At 71.2% G+C, this 16,571-nt stretch carries 10 protein-coding genes; 8 read left to right on the top strand and 2 right to left on the bottom strand.

Translation table 11 applies throughout. The features are described 5' to 3' along the window. Window positions 1-54: 54 nt before the first annotated feature. Genes B0I29_RS21170 through B0I29_RS21150 form a run of 5 tightly spaced genes read left to right on the top strand, consistent with a single transcriptional unit; the run spans window position 55 to window position 10,868 of the window. Window positions 55-2,073, top strand: a complete 2,019-nt coding sequence (locus tag B0I29_RS21170; RefSeq protein ID WP_111650752.1) for a hypothetical protein — start codon at window positions 55-57, stop codon at window positions 2,071-2,073. Beyond that, window positions 2,070-4,991, top strand: coding sequence for an acetate and sugar kinases/Hsc70/actin family protein (locus B0I29_RS21165; RefSeq protein ID WP_111650751.1), 2,922 nt, complete (start codon window positions 2,070-2,072; stop codon window positions 4,989-4,991). The genes B0I29_RS21170 and B0I29_RS21165 overlap by 4 nt, the downstream gene beginning before the upstream one ends. After that, complete coding sequence (locus B0I29_RS21160; RefSeq protein WP_111650750.1) at window positions 4,991-6,268, top strand: hypothetical protein; 1,278 nt, start codon at window positions 4,991-4,993, stop codon at window positions 6,266-6,268. The genes B0I29_RS21165 and B0I29_RS21160 overlap by 1 nt, the downstream gene beginning before the upstream one ends. A gap of 5 nt (window positions 6,269-6,273) precedes the next feature. After that, window positions 6,274-7,791: a vWA domain-containing protein gene (locus B0I29_RS21155; RefSeq protein WP_111650749.1), complete on the top strand. Its 1,518-nt coding sequence runs from the start codon at window positions 6,274-6,276 to the stop codon at window positions 7,789-7,791. Between the two features lie 17 nt (window positions 7,792-7,808). Beyond that, window positions 7,809-10,868, top strand: a complete 3,060-nt coding sequence (locus B0I29_RS21150) for a tubulin-like doman-containing protein (RefSeq protein WP_181557903.1) — start codon at window positions 7,809-7,811, stop codon at window positions 10,866-10,868. 24 nt (window positions 10,869-10,892) lie between these two features. On the opposite strand, the gene B0I29_RS21145 is transcribed toward B0I29_RS21150, so the two are convergent. Continuing rightward, on the bottom strand, window positions 10,893-13,052 hold the full coding sequence (locus B0I29_RS21145) for a putative bifunctional diguanylate cyclase/phosphodiesterase (protein WP_111650747.1): 2,160 nt from the start codon (window positions 13,050-13,052) through the stop codon (window positions 10,893-10,895). A gap of 79 nt (window positions 13,053-13,131) precedes the next feature. Beyond that, window positions 13,132-13,914: an IclR family transcriptional regulator domain-containing protein gene (locus B0I29_RS21140; RefSeq protein WP_245972657.1), complete on the bottom strand. Its 783-nt coding sequence runs from the start codon at window positions 13,912-13,914 to the stop codon at window positions 13,132-13,134. A gap of 100 nt (window positions 13,915-14,014) precedes the next feature. Here B0I29_RS21140 and B0I29_RS21135 point away from each other — a divergent pair, with 100 nt between their 5' ends. The 3 genes from B0I29_RS21135 to B0I29_RS21125 are packed head-to-tail and all read left to right on the top strand — an operon-like array spanning window position 14,015 to window position 16,562. Next, window positions 14,015-14,989 carry an ABC transporter substrate-binding protein gene (locus B0I29_RS21135; protein ID WP_245972656.1) on the top strand — a complete coding sequence of 325 codons (975 nt, stop codon included), beginning with the start codon at window positions 14,015-14,017 and terminating at the stop codon, window positions 14,987-14,989. Beyond that, a complete protein-coding gene (locus tag B0I29_RS21130; RefSeq protein WP_181557902.1) occupies window positions 14,986-15,789 on the top strand; it encodes an ABC transporter permease in 804 nt (267 codons plus the stop codon). The genes B0I29_RS21135 and B0I29_RS21130 overlap by 4 nt, the downstream gene beginning before the upstream one ends. After that, window positions 15,786-16,562, top strand: a complete 777-nt coding sequence (locus B0I29_RS21125; protein WP_111650746.1) for an ABC transporter permease — start codon at window positions 15,786-15,788, stop codon at window positions 16,560-16,562. The genes B0I29_RS21130 and B0I29_RS21125 overlap by 4 nt, the downstream gene beginning before the upstream one ends. The last annotated feature ends 9 nt before the right edge of the window (window positions 16,563-16,571 follow it).

Here is a 16,571-nt window from a genome sequence, read left to right as displayed (position 1 = left end):
GCCCACCTTTCATTCGCGCCTTGATGACGCACACCCAAAAACGGGAGGGAACGCGTGTCCTCGCAGAGCGCAGACCCCGCACGGCGTATCGTCGCCCGGCTCGACCGGCTGCTCCCGGCCATCACCGGGCTCCTCACTGACGGTGGCCACCAGCGGCGGGTCACCGAGGCCGCCGGCCGCGTGCTCACCACCGCCACCAGCCGGCCCGCGGTGGCTCTGCTGGCCGAGTCCGGCGGGGACGACCGGCTGGTCAGCCATCATGTCTGGGCGCCGTTGCTCGGTGACGGCGCGGCGGGCCTCACCCCCGCACGCACGACCATCGGGTACGTCACCACCGTGCGCCTGAACCCGGTGGCCGCCGAGCGTGCCGCGATCCGGGGCGCCTCGGTCTCGTTCCTGACCCACGCCCACGTGCTGGAGTGCCGGACCCGGCTGCTCGGCCAGGTCGGCGACTCGCCGGCCGGTGACGCCGCCGACGTGGACTGGCCGGCCGCGCTGGAGCTGGCCCGGTCGTGGTGGTCCGGCGCGGACAGCGCCCGCCAGGCCGGCATCGCCGAGCTGGCCGCCCTCTACCGCGCGCAGATCTTCGCCGAGCGCTTCCTCGGCCGCGACGGCGTCCGCATCCGCCTCGACGCGGTGCACCACGCGACGATGCCGGTGCGGTGGGGCGGCGCCTCAGGTGGCCGGCTGCCGTTCCCGGACACCGGCGGCGCCGGGCCGTACGAGGCCGACCAGGACCTCGGGCAGAACGTGCTGCACCGCGTCCTGCCGGTGGTGCGCCGGGTGGTGGTCGACGTGGACGTCCCGCAGGAGCGCTGGCCGATCGGCGAGGACGGCCTGGACCTGATCGACCTGCCACTGCTCGACCCCCGGCTGCGCACCGGCCGGGCGGATTGGCTGATCGAGGCGGAGCTCGCCACGGCGGGCGCGGTGGTCACCATCGACGGCTCGCAGCGGGAGGCGGAGAAACTGCTGGTCCAGCTGCGTACGCCCACCCCGCTGACGCTGCCCGGCCCGGACAGCTACCTGGTGCTGCGGGACGGCAGCGCCCTGGCCGGCATGCGCGCCGACATCTGCGAGCGAGGTCAGGCCGCGTGCCTGACCGAGCGCGGACGGCGGACCGGCGCGGCCTACGACGAGTTCCGCCGGACCGTGCGCCGGGTGGTCGTGGCCCTGGACGAGAGCCCGCTGGCCGCCGCGCCGCCGCCGGCACCGGCCGAGATGCGGGTGCGCGACCTGCTCGCCCGCATCGGCGCCGAGCTGTCCGCGATGACCGCCGACGTGGAGCGCGGGATCGCCGGTCCGGCCGACGGGCACGACGGCGGCGCCACACCGTACGCGGCCCTGCGCCAGTGGGTGACCGCCCAGATCTACGCCTGGCCGCAGTGGCCGGTCCTCTTCTCCGCTCTGCGCAACCACGTGCTGGCGCCCGGCACCCGGTACGCCGACGAGATGCCCGCCACGCCGGAGGTCTTCGAGATGCGCTTCCGCGCGCTCGCCCGGGACATCCCGGAGGCCTGCGCACGGGTGATCGACGCGGCCGTTGACGGCTGGCTGCGGCGCTGGGCGGTGCGGCTGAGCCTGCTGCGCACGGAGTTCTTCGAAATGGTGGTGCCGCTGCGGGACAGTACCGACAAGACGGTGGGCCAGCTGCGGCGCGGCGTGCAGATCAACTGGATCGCCGACCTCCCCCGGCCGGAGCCGGTCGCACCGGCCGCCACCGCGGTCCGTGCGGCGTTCCCGCTCGACCCGGCCCGGCATCTGCCGTGGCATCCGGCCGCCGGCCGGGCCGGTGGCAACGGCCGGCACCTGATGACGATCATGCGGGTCCGCCGCGAGCTGGTGGTGGCCGCTCAGCGCATCGCCGAGGAGCAACTCGCCACCGCGCTGACCGCCCGGATCGAGGCGGTGCGCCGCGAGCTGCGGATGCAGCAGCAGGTGCATCAGCGCGCCGACACGCACGTCCGTGCGCTCTTCGGCGACGAGCCCGGCGGCCCGGTGATCTCACCGCAGGCGGTGGCCCGCCGGATCGAGGACCTGCTGGACCGCGCCGACGCCGAGGACGAGCGATGACCGACGACTTCACCACTCCCGCCCCGGACCGCAGCATCCGGCCGGCCCGGCGCCGGATCCGCGACCGCCGGCACGGCGGCCTGGCCGCGGTGGACTTCGGCACCACGAACTCCACCGTCACGCTCTACGACCCGAACCTGCCGCCGCCGGTCGTGCCGATACCGGCCGACCAGCGGGCCGCGCTGAGCCGGGCGGTGGTGCGGCTGCTGCGCGGCGAGCCGCTCGCGGAGGAGGTCGGCGAACCGAGCGTGGCGCAGTGCCGTGCCGAGTGGGAGACGCTGCGCACCCGCCTCGGCGGCGAGCTGGCCGGCAGCGCCGGTGGCACGCCGCGAAACCTGGCCGAGGCGGTGCACGCCGAGGAGTCGGCACACCACGCGCTGCTCTACGACGTCCTGCTGGCGCTGGAGGCGGCGCAGGCCGGCGGCACCGCGCCGTTCGCCGCGTGGCTCGCCGACCAGCTGCACCGCTGCTACGACGAGGCGTTCGAGACCCCGGCGCTGGAGCACTACTCGCTCTTCCCGGTACGCCTGGACAACGCCACCGACCAGGACGAGGTACCGAGCCGGCTCGACGTCACCGCGGTCGAACCCGAACTGCGGGTACGCCTGGGCCGACCACTCGGCGACGGCTCCACCCTGGCCACCCTGCGCGGCCTCAAGCACCACCTCGACAAGAGCGACTTCCGGCTGCCGCTGCGCGACGGCACCCACGCGGTCGACCTGGAACCGCTGCTCGGTGGCGCGTTCGGCTTCCTGCTGGACCGGACCGACGAATTCACCCAGGCACATCCCGACCGGCTGGAGGACGCCCCGATCGACCACGTGGTGGTCACCTATCCCACGATGGCGCCGCCGGCGGTCCGCCGCCGCCTGGAACACGTGATCACCGCGCTGCTCGGGGTCGGTGAGGTGGACCTGCGTTACGACGAGGCGATCGCGGCCGCACTGTTCTTCCTGATGCGCGACCTCGGCGCGAACCAGACGACCGGGGTGGAGGCGCTGCGTGCCCGGTTCCGGGCGAAGAACGGCGACGAGCGGCACCGCACCGAGAACACCCTGGTCGTGGACGTGGGCGGCGGCACCACCGACATCGCCCTGATCACCACGAACCTGTACGACCAGACGCCCGAGCTGCCGGGCGCCGCGCCGGGCAGCACCGGCCGGTACTACCGTCTCGTGCCCAAGCTGCGGGGTACCAGCGGGCGCAGCCGGCGCGGCGGCGACTTCCTGACGCTGCAGGTGTTCCACCTGATCAAGGCAATGATCGCCGACCATCTGCTGACGCTTGAGCATCCGGGCGGCGTCAGCTTCCCGGACGAGCCGGAGACCTGGGCCGACTGGCAGCACCAGATCACCGCCGAACTCGACAGCACGTACCGCACCGGCGACGGGCAGTACCAGCCGGGCAGCCTGGTCGCCCAGGCGCGGACGGCATTGCAGCAGGACACCTCGGTCCCGGACCCGGCGGGCGGGCAGCGCTCGCGGGACAACGTGGAACGGGTGGTCGGCACCCGGACCGCCGGCCGGCCGGCGACCGAGGTCACCGCGGCACGGGAGAAGGCCTTCTACCAGCTGTGGGACCTCGCCGAGACCGCCAAGATCCAGGTCGCGCCGGATCAGCCGTTCGCGCTGCGGGCCGAGGTCGTGGAGGACGTGGCCCGGGCCGTGGTCGCGGTCCCGGCCAGTGTGCCGCCCGGTTTCGGCAGCAGGCTGCCGGCACTGACGTACGCCGACTTCGTGGCCGTGGGTGAGCCGATGCTCGTGGAGATCAGCCGGTTGGCGGCGGCGCTGGCGCGTACCCGGCTGGACGCCGGCGAGCGGCTGGACCGGGTGATCCTCACCGGCAAGGCCAGCCAGCTCGGCCTGGCCGCGCGGGTGGTGGCCCGCGAGCTGACCACTGGACAGGGCATGGACAACGGCCCGGTGCAGGTCGTGGTGGAGCGGACATACGCGAAGAACGCCGCCTCGATGGGCGCCGCATGGGCCGCCTCGATGAGCTCGCTCGGCACCTCCGAGCCCGACGAACAGCTGCTGCGCCAGGGCGCCACCGAGGTTTCGATCGAGGTGGACAACCTGCTGCTCGACCTGCCGTGCACGCTGAGCATGCGCGGGCTCAGCGACCAGAACCGGGTGCTGCTACGGGCCGGCACCGCGTTCCGGGAGCAGCCGGGCGGCCGGCTGCGGGCGTTCGCCCCGATCGGGCGGCTGCCGGACCGCCTGGTGATCGTGCGGGAGGTGGACGGCGGCCAGCCCTTGCCGTGGGGCGTGTTCCGCTGGTCCGACCTGGACGTGCGCCTCGGCGAGCAGACGCCGGGCGTACGCCTGGATCGGCAGGTGTGGCGAAACCAGATCAACTGCGGGATCGAGGTGGACGGCGGGCTCGACGTGAACCTGCTGCTGTGGCGCGACAAACAGCCCTATCACCTCGTCGGCCGGTCGGTGCCGTCGTTACGCGTACCCGAGGGGGAAGAGGGACCGGATCCCCTGGATCTCGACCGACTGGCCGGGCGCATTCATGTGGCCGGCGCCGCGCCGGCGCGGCCGGCGTTGGGGTGTGGCGAGCCGCCGGGCCGGGAACGGTTCGCCGACGAGGACGGGACGGTCCGCACCGCTCTGCTCAGCCGCGTCCCGCTACCGCCACCGGACGAGGACGGGCGCTGGGCCTTTCTGATCCAGGACGACCAGGGACGCCAGCGGCTGCTGGGCCGGCTGCCGGCCGAACCCGGCCCGCTGATCCCGCACCTGGTCAGCCTGGACGCCGACGGCGTCATCCGGGTGCACGCCGGTGACCCACCGCTCTGGACCACCGATTCCCCGGTGGACGTCGAGCACCGGCCCGGTGTCGTCTACCGGCACCCGCTCGGCACGCCGAAAGCCGAGAACGACGACCACGACAACCCCTTCGACGGGACCCACTGATGACGACCACCGACCGGCCTGTCTCCCTCGACGACCTGCTGCGGGCCGCGGTGCTCACCGACGATCCATTGGGCGCCGTGGTCGCCGGGCAGGTGGCCGAGCTGACCGGCGCCGTCGAGAACCTCATGAACGCCACCCGCCTCGAGGCGGCCCGCCACCGCAGCGACCTGCGGCCTGATCAGGAGGCGATGATGGGACGAGCCCGGGACCTGGCCCACCGGCTCAAGACATTCTTCTGCGACGGTGCCACCGGCACTGCCCGCGACGAGGACCCCTCGCGGACGCAGGTGCTGGTGTCCACCCCCACGCCGGAGGGCCGCGACCGGACGTCGCCGCCACCCCGGGCCGGTGGTCTGGAACGCCGGCGGATCGACGTCGGCGTCGAAAGGGTTCTCCGGGACTTCGCCGACGACCCGGAGGTGTTCGCAGCGCTGGGCCCGGAGACGCTGCCCGGACGCACGTCGACCCAGCAGTGGCTGGCATTCCACCTGGGACTGCTGCGCCTGCCGCGCGGCCAGGCCGATCAGTGGCGCAAACGGATCGGACGCGACCTGCCACAGGATTGGAATGTCTTCACCAACGGCTGGTACGACCTGCGCGCCGACGTCGACCCGCCGCAGGTGCTGATCCCGGCGTATCACGACACGCCGGGCGTGCTGGCGCGGTCCGAGGCGATGCCCGAGGAACTCGTACTCGGCGCGTTGAACGACCGCGTGCTCACCCACCCGCGGATCGTCGCGATCGCCTCGCAGATGCTGTGGCTGGCCCGGACCGACAAATCCGCGTGGTACGCCGGCAAGACCGAGCTGGTCCCGGCGCAGTCGGCGGTCAGCGACCTGCAGGCGACCATGCGGGACCGGCTGATCGCCTACCGCACCGCGGAGACCAGCGGCGACGGCGCCACGATGGTGGTCCGCGCCGCCCAGCTGGCCGAGGTGCTGCGCTCGGTGGTGCACCGGCCGCTGCCCGCACCGGACAGCTGGTGGGGTGCCGCACGCACGGCGGCGATGACGTTCGTCGACGAGGTCGCCGCCAAGAACACGCCCCATCTGCGGGTGAAGGATCTCGGGAAACGGCCCGTCCTCTACAAGGAACTGCTGAGCAACGGCGAGGTCGACGCCGAGAACGACATTCGTCTCAAGCCGAGCAAGGAGGCCGAGGTCGGCCGGATCTTCGACTGTCTGCGCCCGAGCCTCATGGACAGCACCGTGGTCTACCGGACCGGCCGTGTGATCTACACCGGCGCGCTCGAGGGCATCCAGCGGGAGCGGAGGTGAGGATCATGGCGGCCCTGCGACGGCTGGTCGCGTGCCTGACGGTGCTGGTGCTGGGCGCGCTGGTGCCGGTCGCGCTGGTGCCGGCCGGGCCGGCGATTGCCGCCGCACCACAGGCCACTCTCGCCGAGGTGCTGCGGTCGCTGCGCATCGACGAGCTGCCGGCCGACTACGTGGTGCTGCTCGACGTCTCCTCGTCGATGCAGCAGCCCGGCGGGCCCGACCTCTACGCCCGGGCGCGCGCGGCGCTGCGGCCACTGCTGGAGGCGTTGTCCCCGGTCGACCGGCTGCACCTGGTCGCGTTCGCGGACCGGCCCGACCCGGAGTTCTCCGGGAGGATCGGCGACGCCGGCGCCGGCGTGCTGGACCTGCTGCCGGACCGGGCCGAGGGTGCGAAGACCGACATCGGCGCGGCGATCGAGTCCGCCCTGGACACCGTCGACCTGCCGGACAACACCGATCCGGCGATGGTGGTGCTGCTCACCGACGGCAAGCAGGACGCGCCGGCCGGGTCGACGTACGCCGGGAACATCGGCACGGCGATCGAGCGGCTGCGGGACAGGGCCACCGGGGTGGAGCGCCGCCGGCCGGTCCGCGCCCTCGGCCTGCCGCTGACCGGTCAGACCGATGTGGCGATGCTCGACCGGGTCTTCGACGACACCGTGCTGATGGACCTGCCGCCGGCACAGGTCGGCGACTACCTGCGCCGGGTGGGCGGCCGGGTCGCAGTGGAGAAGGCCGCCGCGCGGGTGTCACGGGACCGGCTCGCCGTGACGCTCACCCCGGAACAGTCACCGGTCACGGTCTCCGGCGAACCGGTGACGGTGACGGCCCGGGTACGCAACGAGGCGTCGGACGTGCCCCTCGAGGTGACCCTGACCGCCCGCGTCGACGGCGTTCCCGTACCGGTCGAGCCGCTCTCCGGGCCGGCCGTCCTGGCGCCGGGTAAGGAGGAGACCTTGCGCCTGCGTGTCTCCCCGCCGGACAGCGCCGGACGGTGGATCGGTGGCGAGCGGGTCCGCACCGGCACCCTGCACCTGGAGGCCTCGGCCGGCTCGCCCTGGCGCGACGTGATCGTGCAGGACCTGGGCCTCGAGTTCGCCCCGGCACCGGCCACCGCCGACATTCCGGTACGGGCCACCGCGAACGGATACCCGATCTGGCTCGCGGTGCTGGCCGGGCTGGTGCTGGTCGCGGTGATCACTCTGCCGTTCTGGCTGTCGCACCGGCGCTGGCGGGCGATGGGTGGCGGGCGGCTGACCATCTCGGAGCCGGGCGGGGCCGGCCCGTACCGGCAGCTGCTCTCCGGGCGCAAAGTCCGCTTCCCGGCGCCGCACGGCACTGGGACCGCGCCCCGCGGCACCGGCACGGTCCGCGCGTTCCGGCAGCGCAAAAGCACCGGCCGGGGCCGGGAGCTGGTGCTGCGCATCGAGTACCGGCGCGGCGGCAAGAAGCACAAGGTCATCTGCCTGCCACGACAGACGAAGCCATTGACCGACGGCACCACCTTCACCTATCAACCCTGACCCTCGGAGGTTCTCTCGTGCTTCCCGCATTGGTTATCGGGCTCGGTGGCACCGGGAGCGCCGCCGCCGCCCATTTGAAGGCCCGGCTGACGACCGAGCAGCGCTGGCAGGATCTGCGGCACGACCCGTCCGCGCCGGCCCGCGTGGACGGTAAGCCGTACGACTGGCCGATCCTGCTGCGCGCCCTGGACGTGGACCGGCGTAACCGGCCACGGGTCGACGGCGTGACCCTCGACGAGAACGTGGAGGACCTGTACCTCAACGGCTCGATCGGCGGCATGATCGACAAGATCCGGCAGGGCCGGGAGGTTGCCGAGGCGTTCTACCCGACCGTGGTGCCGTGGTTCAGCCCGGAGGACGCCCGCCGGATCCGCGATGACGAGGCACTCTCCTTCCTTGTCGAGGGCGCCGGGCAGATCCGCTCGTTCGGCCGGCTGTCGTTCTTCGCCGACGTGCTGGGCTCGACCCCGATCACGAAGCGGCTGGAGGACGCGCTCGACCAGTTGACCCGGGTGCACGCGGACACCACCCCGAACATCTACGTGATCAGCTCGACGGCCGGCGGCACCGGTGCCGGGATTCTGCTGGACGTGCTGGCCTCGTTGCAGCGGATCCGGCAGGCACACGGCGGCGACTTCTCGGTCACCCTGTTCTGCGTGCTGTCCGGGGCGTTCCGCCGCCGGCTGGACGGCCCGCAGCGTCAGCGCAGCGAGGCCAACGGATACGCGCTGCTGCGCGAACTGGACCGGCTCATGAACGTGGGCCGCGAGCACCCCGCCGAGTTTCGCTGGGCGCCGAAGGACGTCCATCAGATGACCGCCGCGCCGGTGCAGTACACGTACTTCCTGGACGGCCGCCGCTCCCGCTCGGCGGCACGCCACCTGGAGGGTTTCGGACCGGAAACGGTCACCCCGGTCGCTGTCGCCGACGCGGTCTACGCGCACCTGCTGCCGACCGTCGGCGCGGCGTTCAGCAGTTACCGGGTCAACGCGCGGCAGTACCGCCAGGGCGCCACCGACCTGTACTCGACGTTCGGCGTCTACATCATCGAGTACGGCTGGGAGCCGGTGATCCGGGGCCTGGTCAGCCAGGCGGCGCTGACCGTGCTGCGCGATCTGCCGGACCGGGCCGGGTCGCTCGACGGTGATGTGAACCCGTTCCTGCTCGGCTCGGTCGACGTACCGGACGCCGGCGGCGCGCTGCCGCCGGCGGTGCTGCAGGAGCTGGACAGCGAGGCGGCCCGTGACGGGCTGCTGTCGCCGACGGTGAGCTGGCTGCAGTCCCGTGACGGGAACCTGGCGTTCCCGGAACCGCCGAACTTGATGCTGCCGTTCGAGGACATCACGTCGTTCCGCACCGACCACCGCGGCCAGGTGGTGATCGACCGGACCCAGGAGACCGTGCAGGCATTCTGGGGCGAGCGCAACGTGCCGATCACGGTGAAGACCCGGCAGCAGTGGCACCCGGTCGCTGAGCACCACGAGCGGCAGATCGCCGCGGACTGGGCGGTGGCGCTGCGGGGTGCGGTGGCGCGGGTGATGTCGCGGCGGGACGGCGGGCCGCGTACCGGACTGCGGTTCCTGGATCTCGTCGGGCAGCGGCTGGAGTTGTTCCGCGCACGGGTCGAGGCGGCGCCCCGGCAGGATCCGGCGCTCGCCAAGGTGGCCCGCGACAGCGCCGAGGAGCAGGCCCGCGAGGACCGGGGCTTCCGGCGCGGCAAGCATCAGCTCAGCTACCTCTCCGCTGAGTACGCGCTGCTGCTCGCGCACGTGCAGGCCGACTGCCACGACCGGACGCTGCGGATGCTGGACCGGATGGCGCAGGAGGTGAGCGCGGTCCACGCCGAGGCGGAGCTGTGGCGGGTCACAGTGAACGACGCCACGAACGTGCTGTCCCAGGAGATCGACGACGTACGCAAGGAGCGCCGTGACGCGGAGAAGTTCCCACTGCGGCACATGCTGCCGAAGGTGGACGACAACGACACCGAGCAGTGGCTCTACGAGCGGTCGGTGTCCTCACTGGACCCGGTCGCCGAGGCGCTCACCTGGCGGGTCAGCACCGGGACCGGCCGTCCGTCGCTGGTGCTCGCCGGCGCGGGTCCGGTACCGCCGGTGACCCAGGTGGTGGACGCGCTCTCCGACCGTGCCAGGCCGATGTTCGCGCCGCTACGCCAGTTGTCGATCTTCGAGCTGCTGGAGCGGACCGGCCACGGCGCTGAGGAGATCGGCCGGGAGCTGATCACCGGGGCGGAGTGGCTTGTCGACTACGACGAGCAGGAGCATCGCCGGCTCATGAACGAGTCACCGGAGGACGACGGCGCCGAGCAGCAGCAGGTCTACGCGTTCGCGGCGCTGCCGGCGGCCGGTGCGCCGGGTGCGCCGCTGAGCCGGGAGCTGTGGGGGTACCTCGGCCAGCAGCGCGTCGACCTCAACAACATCGTCCCGTCGCCGGAGTCCCAGGAGCGCCCGGCCACCGACAAGATCATGCTGTTCGCGTCCCGCCACTCGCTGCGGCTCGGCGCCTTCGACGGTTTCAACGACCTGCGGCAATCGTACGAGGAACGCCGTGCCGCCCCGCCCTCACCGCATGTGATCGCCGAGGAGAAGAACGCCGCCCTGCTGGAGGCGAAGTCCGTTGACCTGTTCGGCGCCGGGGTGCTGCCCCGGCCGCTGCCCCGGCTCACCGGCGACCACCTGCTGCTCTGCCGCGACTTCGACCTGCTCACCGGCGCGGCGGTGGCGCTGGCGAACGAGCGGCTCGCGCCGGTCTTCGCGGGCGGCGACTCGGAGCAGGTGCTGGGCTGGCAGACCCGCTCGCACCGCAGCCAGCCGAACCAGGAGCTCGGTGACGAGCCCCGGCTCGGCCGCGTGCTCAAAGGCATCCTGACCGCCGGCACGAAGGTGGCCGCGGGACGCCGCACCGCGGTGCTGGCCGCGGCCGAGGACGCCGTGCGGGACCTGGACTGGGAGTACGGGACGAGCCGGTTCTACGGGCTGCCGCCGGCGTACCGTCTCGACGACGCGCTATGGCAGCTGCTGACCGTGGCAGCGCACGTCTTCATCGACAAACAGAGCTGACCCGGCGCAGAGCCGCCCCGCTCTTCACACGATCGGGGCGGTTTCCAGGGTGAAGGCGGTGAAATCGGGTGCGTCCACCGGGCGGCCGAAGTAATAGCCCTGCGCGTAGTGATAGCCGAGCTCGCGCAGATAACAAGCCTGCTCAGCGGTCTCGACACCCTCCGCGACAGCCCGCAACCCCAGCCCGTTGCTCACATGGATCAGCGCGTCCACGATGACTGCCTTGCGGCCCGGCTCACTGATCTCGTCGACGAACGACTTGTCGACCTTGAGCACGTCGACCGGGACAGCGCGCAACAACCCGAGCGACGAGTGCCCGGTGCCGAAGTCGTCGAGGGCGATCCGCACCCCCGCCGCGTGCAGCGTCTCCACCGCCTCGATCGCCACACCGCCGCCGAAGATCGCGGTCTCGGTCACCTCGACGAGCAGCGCGCTCGGGCGAACGCCGGTGTCCATCAGAATCCCGGCGACCACGTCCGGAAACCCGGGTTCGCTCAGCTGACGTGCCGAGACGTTCACACTGACGTACTGCGGCGCGGCGTCGCCGAGATCCCGGCGCCACTCGGCGAACCGGGTGCAGGCGGTCCGCATGATCCATTCGCCGAGCTCGACGATCAGGCCGTTGTCCTCGGCGATCGGGATGAAGCAGACCGGGCTGACCGGCCCGCGCACCGGATGCTCCCAGCGGACCAGCGCCTCGACGGCCACGATCCGGCCGCTGCCGAGTGACACGATCGGCTGGTAGACGACCCGGAAGTCACCGTCGTCGAGACTGTGCCGCAGGTCCGCGCCGAGACGCTCCGCGGCCTCCGCGCGTTCGTCCAGCTTCATCGTGTACGCGACCAGAGGCGCCCCGGCCGACTTGGCCGCGTACCGGGCGGTGTCGGCCCGGCGTACCAGCTCCGCCGCTGTCATCCCGATCTCCCCGGCGGCGATGCCGAGCCGTGCGGTGAGCAGCAGCTCGTGCTCCCCCGCTTGAATCGGGTGACGCAGCACCTCAAGAATCCGGTTGGCGGCCGTCTCGCCGTCGCCGCGTACCAGGACCGCGAACTCGTCGGCGCCCATCCGCGCCGCGACGTCGCCGTCCCGCCCGCAGCAGGAGTTCAGCAGCTCACCGACCGCGCCCAGGGCCAGGTCGCCGACCGACCGCCCGAGACGGTCGTTGACGTGCTTGAAGCCGGCCAGGTCGATGACGATCACGTGGCAGGGGCCGCGGCTGAGCGCGACGGTGACCCGGGACTCCAGCTCACGGTGGTTGGGCAACCCGGTCAGGTCGTCGTGCATGGCGAGGTCGCGCAGCTGCCGGGCCTGGTCGTCGACCCGGGCGATGTAACCGGACATCCGGGTGGCGACCAGCACGAACAGCACCATCGAGCCGCCCGCGACGACACCCCAGCTACGCCAGTCCCCCTGGATCAGCAGCACGGCCGGTACCAGCAGCATCGAGGTGGTGAGCACGATCAGCCGGCTGCGGCCGAGGCTGTCACCGTCGGCCTGGACCGGCGCCGCCATCGACGGGTGGGCCGCGGCGGCAGCGAAGAGGACGTAGGCGAGCAGATATCCGGCGTACAGGATCCGGCTCGCCCCGCCTGGCGCCAGCATGTAGATCACGTTGCCGGCCAGAGTCATCGCGCTGCCGGCGGTGAGCAGCCACAGACTCCCGGTACGCGGCCCCCGCCGCAGCAGGATCGGAGTGATCACCGCGAAGAGCAGCACGCCCGCGGTCGGATAACCGGCGGTGACCACCCTGGTCAGAATCGGTGTGGAGCCGTCCGTGACGATCGGCTCGATGACGAACGTCCAGTACACGATGCCGACCGCGACCGCGATGATCGCCGAGTCGATCAGGTTGCCGGACCAGACCGGCCCACGATGCCGGGTGAGCCGGAACAACGCCACGGTGAGCAGCGGATACGCACCTAGATAGAAGGCGTCGGCCCAGGACGGATAGTCCAGCCCGAAGGCATAGAGCACGTCACCGAGCACCCACGAGCTGACGCCGATCGCGAAGACGTACCAGAAGGGCTCGGTGACCGGGCGGTAGCGCCGGGCACCGGCCACCATCACGGCGATCGAGCCGAGCGCGACGGCGCCCGCGAGGCCGAACGACACCCAGCTTTCCGGGATGAGGACATACAGCAGCGCGGCTCCGGTCCCGGAGGCCAGCCAGACGCGCCACCCCATCACGGAATGTCATTTCGGCCGAAGATGACGAACGTTGAGGCCAATGTCCCCTTCGGGCCTGCGGAAGTCCGCACGAACCTCAGGGACGAGCCGGCCGGGCGCCGATCCGCAGATCCGACTCGATCGCGGCCGCGGCGGCCAGCAACGGCGGCAGCAGGCGTTCCCGGATGTCTTCGACAGTGGCGCGGGCCGCGTGCACCGACACGTTGATCGCGCCGGCCGCCGTCCCGTTGCGGTCCCGGATCGGCGCCGCGAGTGACCGCAGCCCCTCCTCCAGCTCTTGATCAACGATGGAGTGCCCCTGCGCGCGAACCCGCGCGATCTCCGCGCGGAGCGCGCTCGGCGAGGCGATGGTCCGGTCGGTCAGTGGTTCCAGCTTCGCCCGATCAAGGTACGCCTCAAGCTCCCCCGCCGGCAGCGCGGCGAGCAGCACACGGCCCATCGACGTGGCGTACGCCGGAAAACGCGTACCGACGTTGATCGCGACCCGCATGATCCTGCTTGTTGGGACACGTGCGACATACACCACATCGTCACCATCGAGCACCGACAGAGACGACGACTCGTGCACCTGCTGGACCAGACGTTCCAGGTGCGGCTCGGCCACTTCGGGCAGCGACACGCTGGAGAGGAACGCGTACCCCAGCTCGAGAACCCTCGGTGCCAGGGAGAACAGCCGGCCGTCGGTGCGCACATACCCCAGATCGGTGAGGGTGAGCAAGAACCGCCGCGCAGCCGCACGGGTCAGACCGCATGACCGTGCGACGTCACTGAGGGTCAATTCGCGATGTTCTGCGTCGAATGCACGGATCACCGCGAGCCCCCGCTCGAGCGATTGGACGTAGTACGGTTCCCGCGGCATCAGTTGATCGAAACCAATCGTTGACGTGACACGGGGCACATCATAGCGTTCTCTCTGAGAACTCATGTTCGTGATGCGCACAGATTTCTAAGGAGTAAATATGCGGCGGCGACTCCTCGCGGGGATGGTGGCGGTAGCCCTCGCCGGCACCCTTACGGCATGCGGCACCTCCAGCGACTCGGACTCGGCGGGTGGCGACAGCGGTACCGGCGGCGTGGACAAGGTGAAGGTCGGGGTCATCCCGATCATCGACGTGGCACCCATCTACCTGGGCCAGAAGCAGGGATTCTTCAGCAAGCGCAACATCGAGCTGACCATGGAAGCCGGTCAGGGCGGTGCGGCCATCGTCCCCGGTGTGGTGAGCGGCCAGTTCCAGTTCGGCTTCAGCAACTTCACCTCGCTGATGATCGCGCAGACCAAGAGCGTGCCGATCAAGGCCGTCGCCGCGGGCGTGGCCTCCACCGGCGTCCAGGGCAAGGACTTCGGCGCCGTGGTGGTCAAGGGCGACAGCCCGATCAAGACCGCCGCCGAGCTGGCCGGCAAGAAGATCTCGGTGAACACGCTCAAGAACATCGGTGACACCGTCACCCGGGAGTCGGTCCGCAAGGCCGGCGGCGACCCGTCGAAGATCGAGTTCGTCGAGATGCCGTTCCCGAACATGCCAGCCGCTCTCGACGGCGGCCAGGTCGACGCCGCCTGGGTCGTCGAGCCGCAGCTCACCGCGATCAAGGCGGCCGGTGGCCGGGAGATCGCCTCGACCTTCGTGGACGCGGCGCCGAACCTGACCGTGGCGGCGTACTTCGCCTCCACCGAGCTGATCGCCAAGGACGCCGACCTGGTCACGCGGTTCACCGAGGCGATCAACGAGTCGCTGACGTACGCCGACGCCAACCCGGACGCGGTCCGCGCCATCCTCGCCGACTACACCAAGATCGACGAGAAGGGTCGCGCCGCGGTGGTTCTGCCGAAGTGGCCCGTCGAGATCAACAAGGCCTCGGTCGAGACCCTGGCCAAGCTCGGCGAGCAGGACGGCATCTTCTCCGGCACTCCGGACCTGGCGAAGCTGCTCCCGTGACATCGGTTCGTCGTGGCAACCCGGCTTGGCTCGGCCACCCCGCATTTCTGGGGTCGGCCGGCCTGGCCGGGTTGCTCCTTCTCATCGAACTGCTGCCGCGGCTGGGGGTGGTCGACGAGCAGTACCTGCCGCCGACCAGCGCCATCCTCGCCGCGCTGGCCGACGAGGCCGGCACCGGACAGTTCTGGATCTCGCTGAAGGACACCCTGGTCGCGTGGGGCTGGGGTCTTTTCATCGCGGTCGCCGCCGGCGTGCTCGCCGGCATCCTGATCGGTTCGGTGCCGGTGCTGCGCGAGCTCACCGCCTCGACCATCGAGTTCCTGCGCCCGATCCCCTCGGTCGCGCTCATCCCCTTGGCCGTTCTCCTCTTCGGTACGGAAATCGGCTCCACCCTGCTGCTCGTCTGCTACGCCGCGTTCTGGCAGGTCCTCGTCCAGGTGCTGTACGGGGTGGCCGACGTCGACCCGGTCGCGTACGAAACCGCGCGCAGTTACCGGTTCTCCGGCTGGGCCCGCATCCGATACGTGCTCTGGCCGACCGCCCTGCCGTACGTCTTCACCGGCGTGCGGCTCGCCGCGTCGGTGGCGCTGATCCTGGCGATCACCGCCGAGCTGGTCATCGGCTCGCCGGGGCTGGGCAAGGACATCGCGATCGCCCAGGCCTCCCAGGCCGTCCCGACCATGTACGCGCTGATCGTCGTCACCGGCGTGCTCGGCGTGCTGATCAACCTGCTGGCTCGTACCGGCGAGCGCCGCCTGCTCGCTTGGCACCAGTCAGTTCGTGGAGAGGTGGCGGTGTGACCGTCGCACGACGTCTTCTCTTCGCGGCGGCCCTGCCGGTCGTCCTGTTCGTCGGCTGGTGGGTGCTGAGCGCTGACAGCGAGAGCTTCTACTCTCCCCCGCTGTCCGAGATCCTGACCGCTTTCGGCAACACCTGGACGCTCGCCGCCATCAAGGCCGAGGTGGTGCCGAGTCTGCTGCGGCTCTTCGCCGGATACCTTCTGGCGTCGATCGCCGGTGTCGGGCTCGGGCTCGCCATCGGCCTGAACCGGCGGCTGCGGGCCACATTGGAGCCGGTGCTGGAGTTCTTCCGGGCCATCCCGCCTCCGGTACTCGTACCCGTGATCATGCTGTTCGCCGGCATCGGCGACGGCATGAAGGTGATCGTGATCGTTTTCGGCTGTGTCTGGCCGATCCTGCTGAACACGGTCGAGGGTGTCCGCGCGGTGGACAGCGTCGTGCTGGAGACCGCGCGTTCCTACCGCGTGACCGGGACGGCCCGGCTCACCAAGGTGATCCTGCCGTCGGCGGGACCGCAGATCGTGACGGGGCTGCGCCAGGCGCTCTCCATCGCGATCATCCTGATGGTGATCAGCGAGATGTTCGCGGCCAGCAACGGCCTCGGCTTCACCATCGTGCAGTTCCAGCGCAGCTTCGCGATCCCCGAGATGTGGAGCGGGATCATCCTGCTCGGCCTGCTCGGATTCGCGCTGTCGCTGTTGTTCCGGCTCGCCGAGAAGCGGGTCTTGCGATGGTACGAAGGCCTGCGCGAAGCGCAGCGCCGGGCCGGCTAGGAGGGCCAC

Origin of the sequence: Actinoplanes lutulentus (genome assembly GCF_003259845.1) — a bacterium.
Classification (GTDB): Bacteria; Actinomycetota; Actinomycetes; order Mycobacteriales; family Micromonosporaceae; genus Actinoplanes; species Actinoplanes lutulentus.
This window is presented reverse-complemented; position numbering and strand designations above follow the sequence as displayed.

What these genes read in the sequence shown, in the direction of transcription:
- B0I29_RS21140 (WP_245972657.1), bottom strand. Translation starts at nt 13,914, where the DNA reads ATGCCGCGGGAACCGTACTACGTCCAATCGCTCGAGCGGGGGCTCGCG.
- B0I29_RS21165 (WP_111650751.1), top strand. Translation starts at nt 2,070, where the DNA reads ATGACCGACGACTTCACCACTCCCGCCCCGGACCGCAGCATCCGGCCG.
- B0I29_RS21135 (WP_245972656.1), top strand. Translation starts at nt 14,015, where the DNA reads ATGCGGCGGCGACTCCTCGCGGGGATGGTGGCGGTAGCCCTCGCCGGC.
- B0I29_RS21160 (WP_111650750.1), top strand. Translation starts at nt 4,991, where the DNA reads ATGACGACCACCGACCGGCCTGTCTCCCTCGACGACCTGCTGCGGGCC.
- B0I29_RS21155 (WP_111650749.1), top strand. Translation starts at nt 6,274, where the DNA reads ATGGCGGCCCTGCGACGGCTGGTCGCGTGCCTGACGGTGCTGGTGCTG.
- B0I29_RS21145 (WP_111650747.1), bottom strand. Translation starts at nt 13,052, where the DNA reads ATGGGGTGGCGCGTCTGGCTGGCCTCCGGGACCGGAGCCGCGCTGCTG.